This is a genomic window from Rhodoferax saidenbachensis (assembly GCF_031457975.1).
GTDB lineage: Bacteria > Pseudomonadota > Gammaproteobacteria > Burkholderiales > Burkholderiaceae_C > Allorhodoferax > Allorhodoferax saidenbachensis_A.
This window is the reverse complement of sequence record NZ_JAVDXO010000003.1, coordinates 296,053-311,329: the sequence shown is the minus strand read 5'-3', so window position 1 is coordinate 311,329 and position 15,277 is coordinate 296,053. Positions and strand designations below refer to the sequence as shown.

Annotated in this window: 14 protein-coding genes; 4 read left to right on the top strand and 10 right to left on the bottom strand. The window is 58.0% G+C overall.

Annotation, left to right across the window (positions count from 1 at the left end):
• Positions 1-7 precede the first annotated feature (7 nt).
• From J2X15_RS09475 to rpsB, 7 genes are all read right to left on the bottom strand, one after another.
• A complete protein-coding gene (locus J2X15_RS09475) occupies positions 8-1,219 on the bottom strand; it encodes a 1-deoxy-D-xylulose-5-phosphate reductoisomerase (protein WP_310341921.1) in 1,212 nt (403 codons plus the stop codon).
• Positions 1,216-2,061 (bottom strand): phosphatidate cytidylyltransferase, encoded by an 846-nt coding sequence (locus J2X15_RS09470; protein ID WP_310341918.1) that lies wholly within the window; start codon positions 2,059-2,061, stop codon positions 1,216-1,218. The genes J2X15_RS09475 and J2X15_RS09470 overlap by 4 nt, the downstream gene beginning before the upstream one ends.
• Positions 2,062-2,074: 13 nt before the next feature.
• Complete coding sequence (uppS, locus tag J2X15_RS09465; RefSeq protein ID WP_310341915.1) at positions 2,075-2,800, bottom strand: polyprenyl diphosphate synthase; 726 nt, start codon at positions 2,798-2,800, stop codon at positions 2,075-2,077.
• 12 nt (positions 2,801-2,812) lie between these two features.
• Positions 2,813-3,373, bottom strand: coding sequence for a ribosome recycling factor (gene frr / locus J2X15_RS09460; RefSeq protein ID WP_310341911.1), 561 nt, complete (start codon positions 3,371-3,373; stop codon positions 2,813-2,815).
• Positions 3,374-3,419: 46 nt separating this feature from the next.
• Positions 3,420-4,142 carry a UMP kinase gene (gene pyrH / locus J2X15_RS09455; protein ID WP_310341908.1) on the bottom strand — a complete coding sequence of 241 codons (723 nt, stop codon included), beginning with the start codon at positions 4,140-4,142 and terminating at the stop codon, positions 3,420-3,422.
• Positions 4,143-4,186: 44 nt separating this feature from the next.
• Positions 4,187-5,110 (bottom strand): translation elongation factor Ts, encoded by a 924-nt coding sequence (gene tsf, locus J2X15_RS09450; protein ID WP_310341906.1) that lies wholly within the window; start codon positions 5,108-5,110, stop codon positions 4,187-4,189.
• An 83-nt stretch (positions 5,111-5,193) separates the two neighbouring features.
• Positions 5,194-5,946, bottom strand: a complete 753-nt coding sequence (gene rpsB / locus J2X15_RS09445; protein WP_310341903.1) for a 30S ribosomal protein S2 — start codon at positions 5,944-5,946, stop codon at positions 5,194-5,196.
• Positions 5,947-6,235: 289 nt separating this feature from the next.
• On the opposite strand from rpsB, the gene J2X15_RS09440 reads away from it, so the two are divergent.
• The 4 genes from J2X15_RS09440 to J2X15_RS09425 are packed head-to-tail and all read left to right on the top strand — an operon-like array spanning position 6,236 to position 10,740.
• Positions 6,236-7,495 (top strand): FAD-dependent oxidoreductase, encoded by a 1,260-nt coding sequence (locus tag J2X15_RS09440; protein ID WP_310341900.1) that lies wholly within the window; start codon positions 6,236-6,238, stop codon positions 7,493-7,495.
• 60 nt (positions 7,496-7,555) lie between these two features.
• The gene (locus J2X15_RS09435; protein WP_310341897.1) at positions 7,556-8,398 is read left to right on the top strand and encodes an HDOD domain-containing protein; all 843 of its coding nucleotides are present in this window, start codon (positions 7,556-7,558) and stop codon (positions 8,396-8,398) included.
• A 10-nt stretch (positions 8,399-8,408) separates the two neighbouring features.
• Positions 8,409-9,296, top strand: a complete 888-nt coding sequence (locus J2X15_RS09430; protein ID WP_310341894.1) for an MBL fold metallo-hydrolase — start codon at positions 8,409-8,411, stop codon at positions 9,294-9,296.
• Positions 9,280-10,740 (top strand): NAD(P)H-hydrate dehydratase, encoded by a 1,461-nt coding sequence (locus tag J2X15_RS09425; protein WP_310341891.1) that lies wholly within the window; start codon positions 9,280-9,282, stop codon positions 10,738-10,740. Before J2X15_RS09430 ends, J2X15_RS09425 begins: the two co-directional genes overlap by 17 nt.
• Positions 10,741-10,798: 58 nt before the next feature.
• Here J2X15_RS09425 and rnr read toward each other — a convergent pair whose 3' ends face one another.
• From rnr to phaR, 3 genes are all read right to left on the bottom strand, one after another.
• Entirely contained in the window at positions 10,799-13,060 is a 2,262-nt protein-coding gene (gene rnr, locus J2X15_RS09420; RefSeq protein ID WP_409034264.1) for a ribonuclease R, read from the bottom strand.
• A 241-nt stretch (positions 13,061-13,301) separates the two neighbouring features.
• Positions 13,302-14,702 carry a 30S ribosomal protein S12 methylthiotransferase RimO gene (rimO, locus tag J2X15_RS09415; protein WP_310341888.1) on the bottom strand — a complete coding sequence of 467 codons (1,401 nt, stop codon included), beginning with the start codon at positions 14,700-14,702 and terminating at the stop codon, positions 13,302-13,304.
• A gap of 63 nt (positions 14,703-14,765) precedes the next feature.
• Positions 14,766-15,215 carry a polyhydroxyalkanoate synthesis repressor PhaR gene (phaR, locus tag J2X15_RS09410; protein WP_310341885.1) on the bottom strand — a complete coding sequence of 150 codons (450 nt, stop codon included), beginning with the start codon at positions 15,213-15,215 and terminating at the stop codon, positions 14,766-14,768.
• Positions 15,216-15,277: the final 62 nt, after the last annotated feature.

Here is a 15,277-nt window from a genome sequence, read left to right as displayed (position 1 = left end):
TCCAGCATTAGCGCGCCAACTGGCGGCTTACTTGCTCTGCAGACCGTCGCGACAGCGCATCCAAAGCAATCAGATCGTCTACCGACCCTGGTGGTTTTGGCTGAACCTGGGCTAGGGTTTCCGTGTTCACATGATGGATCTGGTCAAAACGAATCTCCCGATTCAAAAACGCTGCCACTGCCACCTCGTTGGCGGCATTCAATACCGCGGTGGTGCCTGGGACCGCGTTCAAGGCATCCCACGCCAACTGCAGGCCCGGGAAGCGGGTGCGATGTTCATTTGAATCCATGGACTCAAACGTCAGCGCGGACAGCGTCGTAAAGTCCAGCGCAGTTGCCCCGGACTCCAAGCGCTGGGGCCAGGACAACCCATAGGCAATGGGGCCTCGCATATCCGGGGTACCCAACTGGGCCACCACCGAGTTATCGACGAACTGCACCATGGAATGGATGACACTTTGTGGATGGATCACTACCTGAATCTGCTCGGGTGATACGCCAAACAAATAGCGGGCCTCAATCACCTCCAGAGCCTTGTTCATCATCGTGGCCGAATCCACAGAAATCTTGCGTCCCATCACCCAGTTGGGATGCGCACAGGCCTGCTCGGGCGTCACATCCGCCAGAGAGGACGGTAAGCGTGTGCGAAAAGGCCCGCCTGACGCCGTCAAAATGATTTTGTCCACACAAGAAGCCCAACGCGTGGAGTCTTCAGGGAGCGATTGAAAAATTGCGGAATGTTCGCTGTCAATCGGCAGCAGGGTTGCGCCACCTGCTTGCACCGCGTCCAAAAACAATTGTCCGCCCACAACCAAGGCTTCCTTGTTGGCCAGCAACAGGCGCTTGCCAGCTCGGGCCGCAGCGATACAAGGACCAAGACCTGCCGCGCCGACAATCGCGGCCATCACCGTGTCAGCCTCAGGGTGTGCAGCGACCTCTTCCAGTGCCAAAGCGCCCCACAATGCCACCGTTTTGCTGCCGGCGGCTTTCAAACGCGACTGCAATTCACGTCCATGGGACTCACTGGCCATCACGGCAAAAGCTGGAGCATGCACAAGGCATTGTTCGAGCAACAATTCCACGCGGGTCGCCGCCGTCAACGCAAACGCCTGAAACAGGTGGGGATGGCGCGCCATCACATCCAGCGTGTTGACCCCAATCGAACCCGTGGAGCCCAACACCACGACATGGCGCTTGGCTTGCGTTGTATCCTGCGTCATAAGGTATGCAACATCATGGCAAGAGGAATCACGGGCAACAAGGCGTCCAGTCGATCCAGCACACCACCATGGCCTGGCAGTAAATGGCTGCTGTCCTTGGCCCCAGCACTGCGTTTGATCAACGATTCGAGCAAATCGCCCACCACACTCCAAGCCACCAAAAACACAACGGCCAACACAGCCATCACGGGACTAATATCCGACATCTGTCGGTAAATACTGGAAGTTGTGGACCCCAAAAACCGTTCAACCCACTGCCACGCAAAGGCGCAAATCAGAACACCCACAGCACCTCCGGCGACACCCTCCCAGGTTTTCCCCGGACTGATTGAGGGGGCCAGCTTTCTCTTGAAAAGTCGCCCACCCAACAAGCGCCCTGAAAAATACGCAAACACATCTGCCACCCAGACCAACACCAACACTGAAAACAGAAAATTGTTCCCTAAGCTGCGCGCCTGCGCAACCGCCAGCCACGCTGCACACAACGCGGATACACCGACGCACCAGCGTACCGGCCGCGGGATGGTGCGCCAAGTCCCCACGCCCCGAAAAAGCAACCAACTACCGCCTAAAACCCAGACAGCCCCCACCGCCAACCAAAGCTCTCGTAATGGCAGGCTTACCAGGCCGGATCCCAAAAACAAGCAACACAATGCGGCGCACAGCAGTCCTGTACCCCAAGCCCAGACGTCGCCATACTGGTTCAATCGCGCCCATTCCCATCCACCCGCACCGATCAGCAACAAGGCAACAACCTGGAACGCCAAAGGATTGGGATAAAAGACCGCCGGCAGCAATATGGCCAGCAACAGGATGGCGGTGATCACTCTCTGCTTCAACATGGGTAGTCCTTGTTCATGGGGCTTGCGGGACATCCGCCACGATTTGGGCCGAGGTTTTCCCAAACCTGCGTTCCCGCGCTTGGTACTCTGCCAAAGCGGCATCCAGGGCAGCTTCATCAAAATCGGGCCAAAACAGAGGACTGAAATACAACTCGGTGTACGCACACTGCCACAAGAGAAAGTTACTGATACGGAACTCTCCGCCAGTACGAATCAACAGGTCAGGATCCGCTATAAACGCCAGAGACAATGCGGCGGATAACGATGTCTCATCGATGGCAGTTCCCGATTCGGCCAGTTGACGTGCTGCCTGAACAATATCCCAGCGACCGCCATAGTTGAAGCACACATTCAACACCAAACGGGTATTGGAACTGGTTTCCGTTTCTGCATCGGAAAACCCCTGCCGCACGCGCGCAGACAAACCCGTCCGATCACCCACGAAATGCAGCCGAACACCATCGCGCTTGAGTTGGGATACTTCCTTGGCAAGCGCACCGGCCAAGATGTCCATCAAGCCAGAGACCTCTTCCGCGGGCCGATTCCAGTTTTCAGACGAGAATGCAAAAACAGTCAGCGCTTCAATCTGCCGGTGCGCGCACGCGCGCACGATTTTCTTGAGGGTCTCTACCCCTTGCTTGTGCCCAGCAATGCGAGGCAAAAACCGCTTGGAAGCCCAACGTCCATTTCCGTCCATGACGATGGCCACATGCCGTGGCACTGCAACGTGGGTTGCCATAGTCTTATGGCCTCAAACCGCCATGATGTCTTGCTCTTTGGAAGCTACCAGGCGATCAATTTCAATGATGTGTTTGTCCGTGGCCTTTTGAACATCCGCTTCGCAGCGCTTTTGGTCATCTTCGGAAGCCAGTTTGTCTTTCACCAGCTTCTTGACCGCTTCGTTGGCATCACGACGGAGATTGCGCACGGCGACCTTGGAGGCTTCACCTTCCGTGCGCACCACCTTGGTCAATTCACGACGGCGTTCTTCAGTCATGGCGGGCATAGGCACACGAATCAGATCGCCCATGCTGGAGGGATTGAGCCCCAGATCGCTATCGCGAATCGCTTTCTCGATCTTTGCACCCATGCCTTTTTCCCAAGGCTGCACGCTGATCGTACGGGAATCCAAGAGCGAAAGATTGGCTACCTGGCTGATTGGCAGCATGGAGCCGTAATAGTCCACCTGCACCGTATCCAGCAAGGCCGGGTTAGCCCGCCCTGTACGAATTTTGGTGAGATTGTTTTTGAGCGCGCCGATGGACTGGTCCATCTTGCTCTCAAGGCTCTTTTTGATGTCTTCAATTGACATGATTTCTTCCTCAGATCAACTCAACCAGACAGCCCGTCTAATGGGCTTACACGTGAACCAGCGTACCCTCATCTTCACCGAGCACCACGCGCTTCAGAGCACCATGTTTGAAGATGGAAAACACCTTGATAGGCAGCTTTTGGTCACGGCATAGCGCAAAGGCTGCAGCGTCCATGATGCCGAGATTTTGCGTCATGGCGGCATCGAAAGTGATACTGGCATAGCGCGTAGCGGACGCATCTTTTTTGGGGTCAGCTGTGTAGACACCGTCTACCTTTGTCGCCTTCAGCACGATCTCTGCGCCGATTTCGGCACCACGCAATGCAGCGGCCGTGTCGGTAGTGAAGAACGGGTTGCCAGTGCCAGCGGCAAAAATCACCACTTTGCCCTCTTCGAGGTACTGCAAGGCCTTGGGGCGCACATAGGGTTCAACAACCTGCTCAATGCCAATAGCCGACATGACACGAGCGGTCAGTCCTGCCTTGTTCATGGTGTCACCCAGGGCCAATGCATTCATGACCGTGGCCAACATACCCATGTAGTCGGCGGTAGCACGGTCCATCCCCACCGAGCCGCCCGCCACACCGCGGAAAATGTTGCCACCACCAATGACCACTGCAACCTCCACTCCCAGCCGGGTCACTTCAGCAATCTCATCCACCATGCGAACGATGGTGTCACGGTTGATGCCGAACTGATCATCCCCCATCAAAGCCTCGCCCGACAGCTTTAGCAATATGCGCTTGTAGGCGGGCTTTTCTTGGCTCATGGAGATCTCCGATAGGGGAATGGAAGGTTTATAGGGGGCAGAATTTAAGCAGCTTGCTTGGCAGCAGCGACTTGTGCAGCCACCTCGGCAGCAAAGTCGTCAACCTTTTTCTCAATGCCTTCACCAACCACATACAGGGTGAAACCCTTGACAGTGGTGTTGACAGACTTCAGCATCTGCTCAACGGTCTGCTTGTCGTTCTTGACGAAAGGCTGGTTGAACAAAGAAACTTCCTTGAGAAACTTCTGCACGCCGCCTTCGATGCGCTTGGCCACGATTTCAGCGGATTGGACAGGTTTTCCGGCAGCAGTTGCTACAGCAGCGTCTTCGGCAGCCTTGGCAGCAGCCACAGACCGCTCACGCTCCACCAACTCGGCGGGTACTTGGTCAGACGACAACGACACCGGTTTCATTGCTGCCACATGCATGGCCACGTCCTTGGCGGCGACTTCTTCACCGTCAAATTCCACCACCACACCAATGCGGGTACCGTGCAGGTAAGAAGCGAGTTTGGTAGAGCCGTCGAAATGCTTGAAACGGCGGAATGTCATGTTTTCACCAATCTTGCCGATCAGACCCTTGCGAACGTCTTCCAGGGTGGGGCCAAAACCATCTTGCTCGTAAGCCAGAGCGCTCAAAGCGGCGACGTCAGCAGGATTGTGCTTGGCAACCAAAGAAGCTGCGGCATTCGCCAATGCCAAGAAGCTGTCGTTCTTGGTCACAAAGTCGGTTTCGCAGTTAACTTCGATCAGTGCACCAGCAGCGCCTTCAATGCTGGTCGCAACCACGCCTTCGGCGGTCACGCGGGCAGCGGCTTTACCAGCCTTGCTACCCAGCTTGACGCGCAACAGTTCCTCTGCCTTGGCCATATCGCCCTCGGCTTCGGTCAATGCCTTTTTGCATTCCATCATGGGGGCATCGGTCTTGCCACGCAGTTCTGCCACCATGCTTGCTGTAATTGCTGCCATTTGGGATTCTCCGTAATTCAGTAGTTTAAATAAGAGCTAAAAAAAAGGGGCAACAAAGCCCCCTTTTTAGGGTGAAAAGCTGCTTAAGCAGACGCTTCACTCACTTCAACGAACTCGTCATCGCCTTCAGCGGCAACGGCCTTCACAACGTCATCCACGGCGTTGGCACGGCCTTCCAGAATCGCATCGGCGATGCCGCGGGCGTACAAAGTGACAGCCTTGGAGGAGTCATCGTTGCCGGGGATCACATAGTCAATACCTTCTGGGGAGTGGTTGGAGTCCACCACACCGATCAGAGGAATGCCCAGCTTCTTGGCTTCGGCGATGGCGATCTTGTGGTAGCCCACGTCAATCACGAAAATCGCGTCAGGCAAGGTGTTCATGTCCTGAATGCCGCCGATGTCTTTTTCCAGCTTTTCCAGTTCACGGGCAAACATCAACTGCTCTTTTTTGCTCATGCTGTCCAGGCCAGCTTCTTGCTGAACCTTCATGTCCTTCAAACGCTTGATGGACGTCTTCACGGTCTTGAAGTTGGTCAGCATGCCACCCAACCAGCGTTGGTCCACGAATGGAACGCCAGCGCGCTGGGCTTCTGCGGACACGATTTCACGGGCCTGGCGCTTGGTGCCCACCATCAGGATGGTGCCGCGCTTGGCGGACAGCTGGCGGACAAACTTGGCCGCGTCCTGGAACATCGGCAACGACTTTTCCAGGTTGATGATGTGGATTTTGTTGCGGTGGCCGAAGATGAACGGGGCCATCTTGGGGTTCCAGAAGCGGGTTTGGTGTCCAAAGTGAACGCCGGCTTCCAGCATTTCGCGCATAGTAACTGCCATATTTAACTCCAAAGGTTAGGTCTTAAATCCGGTCCGCTCATTGCTGCGAAGCACTGCTTCAACAACAACACCTTGGCTGGACCGGTTTGCGATTGCTTGCCTAATAGCGAAACGCTCTCAGCAAAGCCCATCGAGTATACCACGCGCACCTTTCTTGCTTGAACTGATGCGTTTCCGGACACGTAACAAACGCCATCACTACGTCTGAACCTGGAAAACCAGCCCCAGCTTGTGAAAAAATGCGGTTTTGGGTGGCTAGGATTGCGCTACCGGGTTACAGAAAGAAACAATGAAGATTGCAGTAGTGGGAGCCGGGGTGGTGGGCATTGTTACGGCCTACGAGTTGGCGCTGGATGGGCATTCCGTCACGGTCCTGGAAAAAGCGGCCGCGGCATGTGAAGGCGCCAGCTTTGCCAACAATGGCGTAGTGGCCCCCAGCTTCACCCAGCCGTTCTCCACACCCGAGTGGCATGGCAATGGTTTCGCGCGCCTGGTTCGCAGCGCACGGCGCCTGACACGCACACCCTGGAAATCTGGCCAGCAGCTGAAATGGTTGCGGCGCTGGACCAAGCTCCACTCCCCCCAAAACTATACGGAGGTGCAGCGCGCTGGCCAGCAGCTGGCCGCCTACAGCGCCGAGCGCTTGACCCACATCGCCGGCGCCTGCCAGCTGGAACTAGAGCGCAGTGAAGGGCAATTGCTGCTGCTGCGCGCAGCCACTACGCCTGATGAGCTACAGCCCGTGCTAGAGACACTCAAAGCACAAGGCATCGTTTGCAAGCTGCTCAGCGCAGAAGAAGCCAGACAGCATGAACCCGCTTTGCATGCAGCAGCACCTTTTCAGGGCGCGCTGTGGCTTCCTGGCAACCAGGTCACCAATTGTCGGCAGTTTGCGCTGCTGCTGCGACAGGAAGCGCAGCGGCTGGGGGTGCAATTTCGCTTCAACACCGTAGTGGAACAGTTGCATGCACACGCCACGCCCAGCCTCGCTCTGGCCAGCGACGGTGAACGTCAAACGCAAAGCTTCGACCACATTGTTTTTTGCACCGGCGGCTTGCCAGACGTATTGCCAGCCACATTGCGACAAAGGGTGCCGTTAATGGCGCTGCATGGCTACGTCTTGAGCGTGACCGTGCGGGAGCCGCTCAACGCCCCCCGAAGTGCCGTACAAGACCTGCAGAGTGGTGTCAGCATCAACCGCTTGGGCCAACGCATCCGAGTGAGCGGTGGGGCCGAACTGGGAGAGGACACCGGCACCAAAGACGATGCCACTGTCAACCAGTTGTATCGCGCCCTGGAGCAGTACTACCCCGGCGCAGCCAACTACCCCTCGGGCACCCAGGTGTGGCGCGGTACGCGCCACTTGGTGGCGGATGGCATGCCTCTGATTGGCCCCAGTGGCTTGGCGGGCGTCTCGCTGAATTTGGGGCATGGCGCCAACGGCTGGACACTGGCCTGCGGCTCTGCCCGGCTGCTAGCCGATTTGGTCGGCGCCAAGGACACTGCACTGCCAACTGCGCATCTGTTGCCTACGCGTTTTGCGGTGTAAAAAAGTGTTGTCTTTGAACAAAATCTGCTGACACAATCCAATAAGGGAGATGTTCAGCCCATGAGTCCAGAGCTTTCACAGAAATTGGCCGCCGCCGTGGACGGCATGCCAGCGTTCCCCAAAAGCGTGCAACGCATTTTGGAATTGACGCGCGACGTCAACAGCACGCCCAAAGACCTTGTCGAAGTCATCGACAAGGATCCGGTGGTCACCGTCAAGATTCTCAAAGTCGTTAACTCGGCGTACTACAGCCTGCCCAAGCAGGTGACGTCCATTGGCCATGCCGTGGTGTACCTGGGCTTCAACACCATCAAAAACCTGGCCCTGAGCATTGCCGCCATTGGAATGCTCCCCAAAGACAACGCGGCAGGCTTTGATGTCAACCAGTACCTGCTGCATTCGCTGGCAACCGCGGGTATTGCCAAACAATTGGCCCTCAAGGTAGACGATGCGGACCCCATGGACTGCTTCATTGCTGGGCTGCTGCACGACTTTGGCAAGGTGGTGTTTGCCCAATTCATGCCCGCAGAATTCAAGGCGGCTCTACAGATCAGCCAAGAAACCCAAAGCTCCTTGCACGCCGCCCTGCAAGCCACCATTGGCGCGGACCACGCGGTGGTGGGTGCCATGCTGGTGGAGAAATGGCGCTTCGCGCCCCATTTGATTGACACCATCCGGCACCAGCGCGTGGACGATCTCAAAGACACGGACATGATCGCCTGCGTGTTTGCCGCCAACCAGATCAGCAAAAAATTGCAGTTCGGCTTTGCGGGCAACTACGGCATAGAAGAACTGCCACCCACCATCCAAAAGCGGCTGGGAGGCCCCCTGGACCAGGTGATTGACTCGATGGGGGATCTGAACACCCTGTTCGCAGAAGCCCAAGTGTTCGCCAAACTATGAAGGAGACGGCATGAAGGTGAAGTTCTGGGGGGTACGCGGCTCTATAGCCTCGCCGGGCCCCAAAACGGTTCGCTACGGTGGCAATACCACTTGTATCGAAATTCGTACGGACAACAACGAGCTCATCATCCTGGACGCTGGCACGGGCATTTTCCCGCTGTCCCAAACCCTGTTGGCCGAGATGCCGGTGACCGCCAACGTGCTGATCACCCACTCCCACTGGGACCATATCCAGGGCCTGCCCTTTTTCATCCCCAACTTCATCCCCGGCAACACCTTACGCCTGCACGGCTGCTTTGATCCTGTGTCGGGCAAAGGCATTGAGCAGGTGATGGCGGTGCAACTCCAGTACAGCTACTTCCCGGTACGTGAAGCCGAAATGAAGGCCCGCATCGAGTACGTCACGCTCATGCCAGACCAGCCGATTCAGATTGGCTCGGCCACCGTGACGCCCTGCTTGCTGAACCACCCGGTGATTGACTTTGGCTACCGCATTGAATGCAACGGCAAGTCCGTGTTCTTCACGGGTGACCACGAGCCTCCGTACAACATCTACGAACCGGGCGACGAGGCCTATGCCGAGTACCAGGTGTTTGTGGATGAGAAGGAACGCTCCATCCAGGACGCGATCCGCGGCGTGGACGTTTACATTGCTGACAGCTCTTACACAGACGCCGAATACCCTGCAAAAAAAGGCTGGGGCCACGGGACCTTCAGCAGCAGCATTGCCAGCGCACATGGCGCAGGCGCGAAGCTGCTGTTTTGCACCCACCATGAACCCACACGCAGTGACGATGCGCTCGAAGCTGCATTTGCAGAGGCATTGAGTACCAACGCTGCGCTCACCCAGGGCATGGACATTCGCTTGGCGCGTGAAGGTGATGTCTACGAATTCTGAGTGGGTACTGGGCCCGCGTGGCCCGGTTGCGCTGCACGCCTACCCGCTGTGCACGGCGCAGCAGACACGGGCCCTTGAAACCCAGACGGCCAGCGCGCTCCCCGCCCACACCCTAATGCAGCGCGCCGGGCTGGCGCTTGCGCGCCTGGCCCTGGCCAATGCGCCGCACGCGCAAACGTTTTGGGCGGCTTGTGGACGTGGCAATAACGGGGGGGACGGCTTGGAGGCCGCCATGCACTTGCAACGATGGGGTAAAACTGCCGTTGTCACGTTGTTGGACGGACCCTCAGCCTTGCCCACGGACGCAGCACGCTCCCTGCAGCGCGCCCAGGAAGCTGGCGTTATTTTTCTGGATTCGCCGCCAACGGATTGGGATGTGTGCATTGACGCCCTGCTGGGTATCGGTTTGCGCCTAGCGCCGGATGGAGCGGTGCGGCAATACATCCACGCCATTCGGGCCGGTTCGGGCTTGGTTGTGGCAGCCGACCTGCCCAGCGGCCTGCAGGCGGATACCGGACAGCCGCCAGGCGAATGCATTCGGGCGGACGTAACCCTGTCCTTTCTCACCCTCAAGCCAGGTCTGCTCACCGCACAGGGGCGTGACCTTTGTGGAGACCTATGGCTCAACACCCTGAACGTGGAGCCGCCCGTGTCGCCCGACGCCTGGGTCAACGCCCCCCAGACGCCTGCCCCACGCCTTCACGCGTCGCATAAAGGCTCCTTTGGCGATATAGCAGTTTTGGGAGGAGCCACTGGCCTGGCTGGTGCCGCGCACTTGGCCGCCAGCGCGGCATTGCATGCAGGTGCAGGGCGGGTGTACCTGGGACTGCTGGACACCGCACAGGCAGGTGGAGCCTTGGCGATTCAACCAGAACTGATGGTGAAACCCTTGGCACAATGGGATCTGGCCACCATGGCCGTGGTAGCCGGTTGCGGGGGCGGCGCGGACATCGCCGCACATTTGCCGGAGCTAATTCGCAACGCCAAATACCTGGTGCTCGACGCGGATGCACTGAACGCACTGGCGGCACAACCCGCATGGAAGACGCTGATGGCGAATCGCAGACCGGAGAGCACCATCCTCACGCCACATCCACTGGAAGCCGCGCGCTTGTTGGGCAACACCACAGCCGCTGTGCAGGCCGACCGCCTGGCCAGCGCTCAGGCTTTAGCAACCCAGTTCGGCTGCACAGTCATCCTCAAGGGGTCCGGCAGCGTGATTGCCGCACCAGGCCAAACGCCCCGCATCAACCCCACAGGCAATGCGCGCCTTGCCACAGCAGGCACGGGAGACGTACTGGCAGGCTTGGTAGGCAGCCTCATGGCACAGGGCTATTCAAGTTGGCAAGCCGCCTGCCTGGGCGTTTACCGCCATGGCAGGGTGGCGGACACCTGGTCACACCCGCAGGCACTCACAGCAGTAGCTCTTGCGCACAACATATAGTAGAAAAGGCAGCTAACCCGCGCAGAATATGCGCGAGAAGCTACCATTTCAATAGCAACTAGCGTCGCTTTTTGGCTGCCTTCTTGGGAGCAGCAGACGCTTTGGCGCCGGCCTTGGCGTTGCGTGCAGGTTTGGCACTGGCATGCTGGCGCACCTTGCTCTTGTAACTGGTGTTGCCGGGCATTTCTGCGTCAACACGGTCAGAAAACTCCGCCCGCCCCTTGCCTTCACGCGCTCCCCCCTTGTCGGGGCCCGGGCGCGGCTGCAAGCTTTGCCCTTCTTGCACCAAGCGGAAGTCGATCTTGCGACCGTCCAAGTCCACACGGCTCACCTGGATGCGAACCCGCGTACCAATGGCGTAGCGGATGCCGGTGCGCTCCCCACGCAGTTCCTGGCGGGCCTCGTCAAAGCGGAAGTACTCACCACCCAACTCGGTGATGTGCACCAAGCCCTCTACATACATGGCGTCCAGTGTGACGAACAAGCCGAAGGTGGTGGCCGAGGTGACCACACCACCATATTCCTCCCCCAAATGCTCGCGCATGTACTTGCACTTGAGCCAGGCTTCCACATCGCGGCTGGCTTCGTCCGCGCGGCGCTCGTTGGCACTGCAATGCAGGCCAGCGGCCTGCCAAGCCATGCCCTCGGCATTCATCTTCTTAGGCTTGATTCCAGGTTCTGCCACGCGGCTGGCTAGGTTTTTCTCCAGGCGGCGCGCCAGCTTGGCATGTGCCTCGCCCGGCGTGGGCAGCGCAGGCAGTTGGTATTTGGACCTGGCCAAAATGGCCTTGATGACCCGGTGCACCAGCAGGTCAGGGTAGCGACGAATCGGGCTGGTGAAGTGGGTGTAAGCGTCAAACGCCAAACCAAAGTGGCCGCTGTTGATGGGCGTGTAAATCGCTTGCGACATGGAGCGCAACAACATCGAATGGATTTGCTGCGCGTCCGGCCGGTCCTTGGTCGCCATGGCGATGGCTTGGAACTCACCGGGCGAGGGCTTGTCGCTGATGCTCATTCCAATGCCACTGGCCTTGAGGTAGTTGCGCAGAGTCTCCTGCTTCTCCGGCGTGGGGCCTTCGTGCACACGGAACAGACCGGGGTGCTTGTTTTCTGCAATGAAATCGGCACTGCACACGTTCGCCGCCAGCATGGCTTCTTCAATCAGGCGGTGGGCGGTGTTGCGGGTGCGCGGCACGATCTTCTCGATCCGGCCGTTTTCATCGCACACGATTTGTGTCTCGGTTGTTTCAAAGTCCACCGCACCCCGCTTGTGGCGTGACTTCAGCAGAGCCTGGTACACACCATGCAAGTCGAGCAACTGGGGCACCAGATCACGCCGTTTGCTGGCCTCCGGCCCGCGGGTGTTACCCAAGATGGCCGCCACCTCGGTATAGGTAAAGCGCGCATGGCTCCACATCACCGCGGGGTAGAACTGGTAGGCATCCACTTCGCCATCGGCGGTGACGAACATATCGCACACCATGCACAGCCGCTCCACCTCGGGGTTCAGCGAGCACAAGCCGTTGGACAGTTTCTCGGGCAGCATAGGAATCACGCGGCGCGGGAAATAGACGCTGGTGGCGCGGTCATAGGCGTCCACATCGATGGCCGAGCCCGTCTCTACATAGTGACTCACATCGGCAATCGCCACCAGCAAGCGCCAACCCTTAAGAGCCGTCTTGCCACGGCCTTTGGTCGCAGGTTCGCAATACACCGCATCGTCAAAGTCGCGCGCGTCTTCGCCATCGATGGTCACCAGTGGAATGTCGGTGAGGTCTACACGATGCACCTTATCCTGTGGGCGCACTTTGTCGGGCAAGGTGCGGGCCAGAGCGACACAGGCGTCTGAGAATTCATGCGGCACGCTGTATTTGCGCACGGCAATTTCAATCTCCATGCCGGGGTCGTCCACTTCGCCCAACACTTCCTTGATGCGGCCAACGGGTTGACCGAACAGAGCGGGTGGCTCTACCAGTTCGACTACGACAACCTGTCCTGCTTTAGCGGCACTGGTCGCCCCCTTGGGGATCAGCACATCCTGGCCATAGCGCTTGTCTTCAGGCGCTACCAGCCACACACCACTCTCTTGCAGCAGGCGGCCAATGATGGGCTGTGTGGAGCGTTCCATGATTTCGGCCACGCGACCCTCGGGCCGGCCCTTGCGGTCGCTGCGAACAATGCGCACCTTCACACGGTCTTTGTGCAGCACTGCACGCATCTCGTTCGGGGGTAAATAAATGTCGGGGGCACCGTCGTCGCGGGACACAAAACCGTGCCCGTCGCGATGACCTTGCACAATTCCTTCAACTTCTTCCAGCAATGCGCTGTTGGGGCTTAAATTTTTGATATACTTCTCTCTTTCCTGAGATACCCAGATGGCGGAATTGGTAGACGCACTAGTTTCAGGTACTAGCGAGTAACATCGTGGAGGTTCGAGTCCTCTTCTGGGCACCAACAATGGTAATGTAGATATAGAAAAGCCGCTGTGAAAACAGCGGCTTTTTTTTGCCTGTTTGATTCATGCCACTGACCTGTTGTTGCATGGGTCAGTGGCACTGAATTTAGATGGGCAAGGCCACGAGATCGTGCCCTTGTGCACTCACAATGCGCGCCTTGGTGAATTCACCCACTTTGAGGGTCTTGCTAATCTTCTCAGGTGGCAGCAAACGCACGACACCATCAATTTCGGGTGCATCAGCATAACTGCGCCCCACCCCACCCTTGCGGCCCAAGGCTGGCGCAGAATCCACCAACACCTGCATGACCGAGCCCACACGGCGCTGCAGGCGCGCAGCGGACACTTCTTCCGCCACGGCCATGAAGCGTGCACGGCGTTCTTCACGCAACTCGACGGGCAACATGCCTGGCAGGTCATTGGCAGTAGCCCCATTCACCGCGCTATAGGCAAAGCAGCCCGCACGGTCAATCTGGGCTTCACGGATGAAGTCCAGCAAATGTTCAAACTCGGCTTCCGTCTCACCGGGAAAGCCGGCAATGAAGGTGCTGCGCACCACGAGCTCGGGGCAGGCTGCGCGCCACTGCTGCAAACGGTCCAGATTTTTCTCACCACTGGCAGGGCGTTTCATGCGGCGCAGCACATCGGGGTGGCTGTGTTGCAGCGGAACATCCAGGTACGGCAGTACGCGCCCGGTCGCCATCAAGGGAATGATCTCGTCCACGCTGGGGTAAGGGTACACATAGTGCAAACGCACCCAAGCGCCATAAGGTTCGGCGATGTCGCCCAGCGCCTGCACCAGCTCCAGCATGCGGGTCTTCACGGGCTTGCCGTCCCAGAAACCTGTGCGGTACTTCACATCGACACCATAGGCCGACGTATCTTGGCTGATCACCAGCAATTCTTTCACACCACCTTCGAACAGCGCTTTCGCTTCGGTCAGCACATCACCAATCGGGCGGGATACCAAGTCGCCACGCATGCTGGGGATGATGCAGAACGTGCAGCGGTGGTTGCAACCTTCGCTGATCTTCAGGTACGCGTAGTGGCGTGGCGTGAGTTTGATGCCAGCCACACCAAACGACTGGGGCACCAGATCCAGAAACGGATCGTGGGGTTTGGGCAGGTTCAGGTGCACCGCATCCATCACCTCTTGCGTGGCGTGCGGGCCTGTGACGGCCAACACCTTGGGGTGCATTTGGCGGACCATATTTTCACCACCGTCGGTGGTCTTGGCGCCCAGGCAACCGGTGACGATCACGCGGCCGTTCTCGGCCAAGGCCTCGCCGATCGTGTCCAGGCTTTCCTTGACCGCATCGTCAATGAAGCCACAGGTGTTCACGATAACCAGGTCCGCGCCCTGGAAGGTCTTGGAGGTTTGGTAACCCTCTGCGCTCAGTTGCGTGAGGATCAGCTCGGAATCGGTCAAGGCTTTGGGGCAACCCAAGCTGACAAAACCGACTTTGGGAACTTGGGAGGGACTGACAGGGGATAAAACTTCGCTCATGCCCCTATTGTCCCAGTATTCAGCCTCCGCGCCCAGCCGACTGGATATCGTGCGCCTGCCAGTTCAGCGTTTGAGGCCGAAGGTACCCAGGAATTGCTCTGTCTGCTTTTGCATTTGTTCCTGCATTTGCTGAAACATATTGCTGCCCGCCACGCCCGGCACGATGGGAACTTGCATGTCCATCAGTGCCTGCATGTTTTTCTCAAGGTAGCCACCCATCATGCCCTGCATGGTGTGCCCGTAAAACCGGATGATGTTGGCCAGCACCGGCGTAGTAAACATGGGAGAGCCATTAGCCTCTTCTTCCAAAATGATTTGAAGAAGGATGCTGCGCGTAATGTCTTCGCCAGATTTGGCATCGACCACCGCAAAGGCCTCGTTGTCCATCACCAGGCGCCGAATCTCTGCAAGCGTGATGTAGGTCGACGTGTCGGTATCGTAGAGACGGCGGTTCGGGTATTTTTTTATGACCCGTTGCGACGTCTTGGAATCTTTGGAGCTAGGTTTTTGCATTGCGATCGCCGCCACTGAAAGTGAAAGTCAAAAAAGTGTTGCGCTGCAGCACATTCTAGAGG

What these genes read in the sequence shown, in the direction of transcription:
- phaR (WP_310341885.1), bottom strand. Translation starts at nt 15,215, where the DNA reads ATGCAAAAACCTAGCTCCAAAGATTCCAAGACGTCGCAACGGGTCATA.
- J2X15_RS09475 (WP_310341921.1), bottom strand. Translation starts at nt 1,219, where the DNA reads ATGACGCAGGATACAACGCAAGCCAAGCGCCATGTCGTGGTGTTGGGC.
- rimO (WP_310341888.1), bottom strand. Translation starts at nt 14,702, where the DNA reads ATGAGCGAAGTTTTATCCCCTGTCAGTCCCTCCCAAGTTCCCAAAGTC.
- rpsB (WP_310341903.1), bottom strand. Translation starts at nt 5,946, where the DNA reads ATGGCAGTTACTATGCGCGAAATGCTGGAAGCCGGCGTTCACTTTGGA.
- uppS (WP_310341915.1), bottom strand. Translation starts at nt 2,800, where the DNA reads ATGGCAACCCACGTTGCAGTGCCACGGCATGTGGCCATCGTCATGGAC.
- J2X15_RS09470 (WP_310341918.1), bottom strand. Translation starts at nt 2,061, where the DNA reads ATGTTGAAGCAGAGAGTGATCACCGCCATCCTGTTGCTGGCCATATTG.
- J2X15_RS09440 (WP_310341900.1), top strand. Translation starts at nt 6,236, where the DNA reads ATGAAGATTGCAGTAGTGGGAGCCGGGGTGGTGGGCATTGTTACGGCC.
- J2X15_RS09430 (WP_310341894.1), top strand. Translation starts at nt 8,409, where the DNA reads ATGAAGGTGAAGTTCTGGGGGGTACGCGGCTCTATAGCCTCGCCGGGC.
- J2X15_RS09435 (WP_310341897.1), top strand. Translation starts at nt 7,556, where the DNA reads ATGAGTCCAGAGCTTTCACAGAAATTGGCCGCCGCCGTGGACGGCATG.
- tsf (WP_310341906.1), bottom strand. Translation starts at nt 5,110, where the DNA reads ATGGCAGCAATTACAGCAAGCATGGTGGCAGAACTGCGTGGCAAGACC.
- pyrH (WP_310341908.1), bottom strand. Translation starts at nt 4,142, where the DNA reads ATGAGCCAAGAAAAGCCCGCCTACAAGCGCATATTGCTAAAGCTGTCG.
- frr (WP_310341911.1), bottom strand. Translation starts at nt 3,373, where the DNA reads ATGTCAATTGAAGACATCAAAAAGAGCCTTGAGAGCAAGATGGACCAG.
- J2X15_RS09425 (WP_310341891.1), top strand. Translation starts at nt 9,280, where the DNA reads ATGTCTACGAATTCTGAGTGGGTACTGGGCCCGCGTGGCCCGGTTGCG.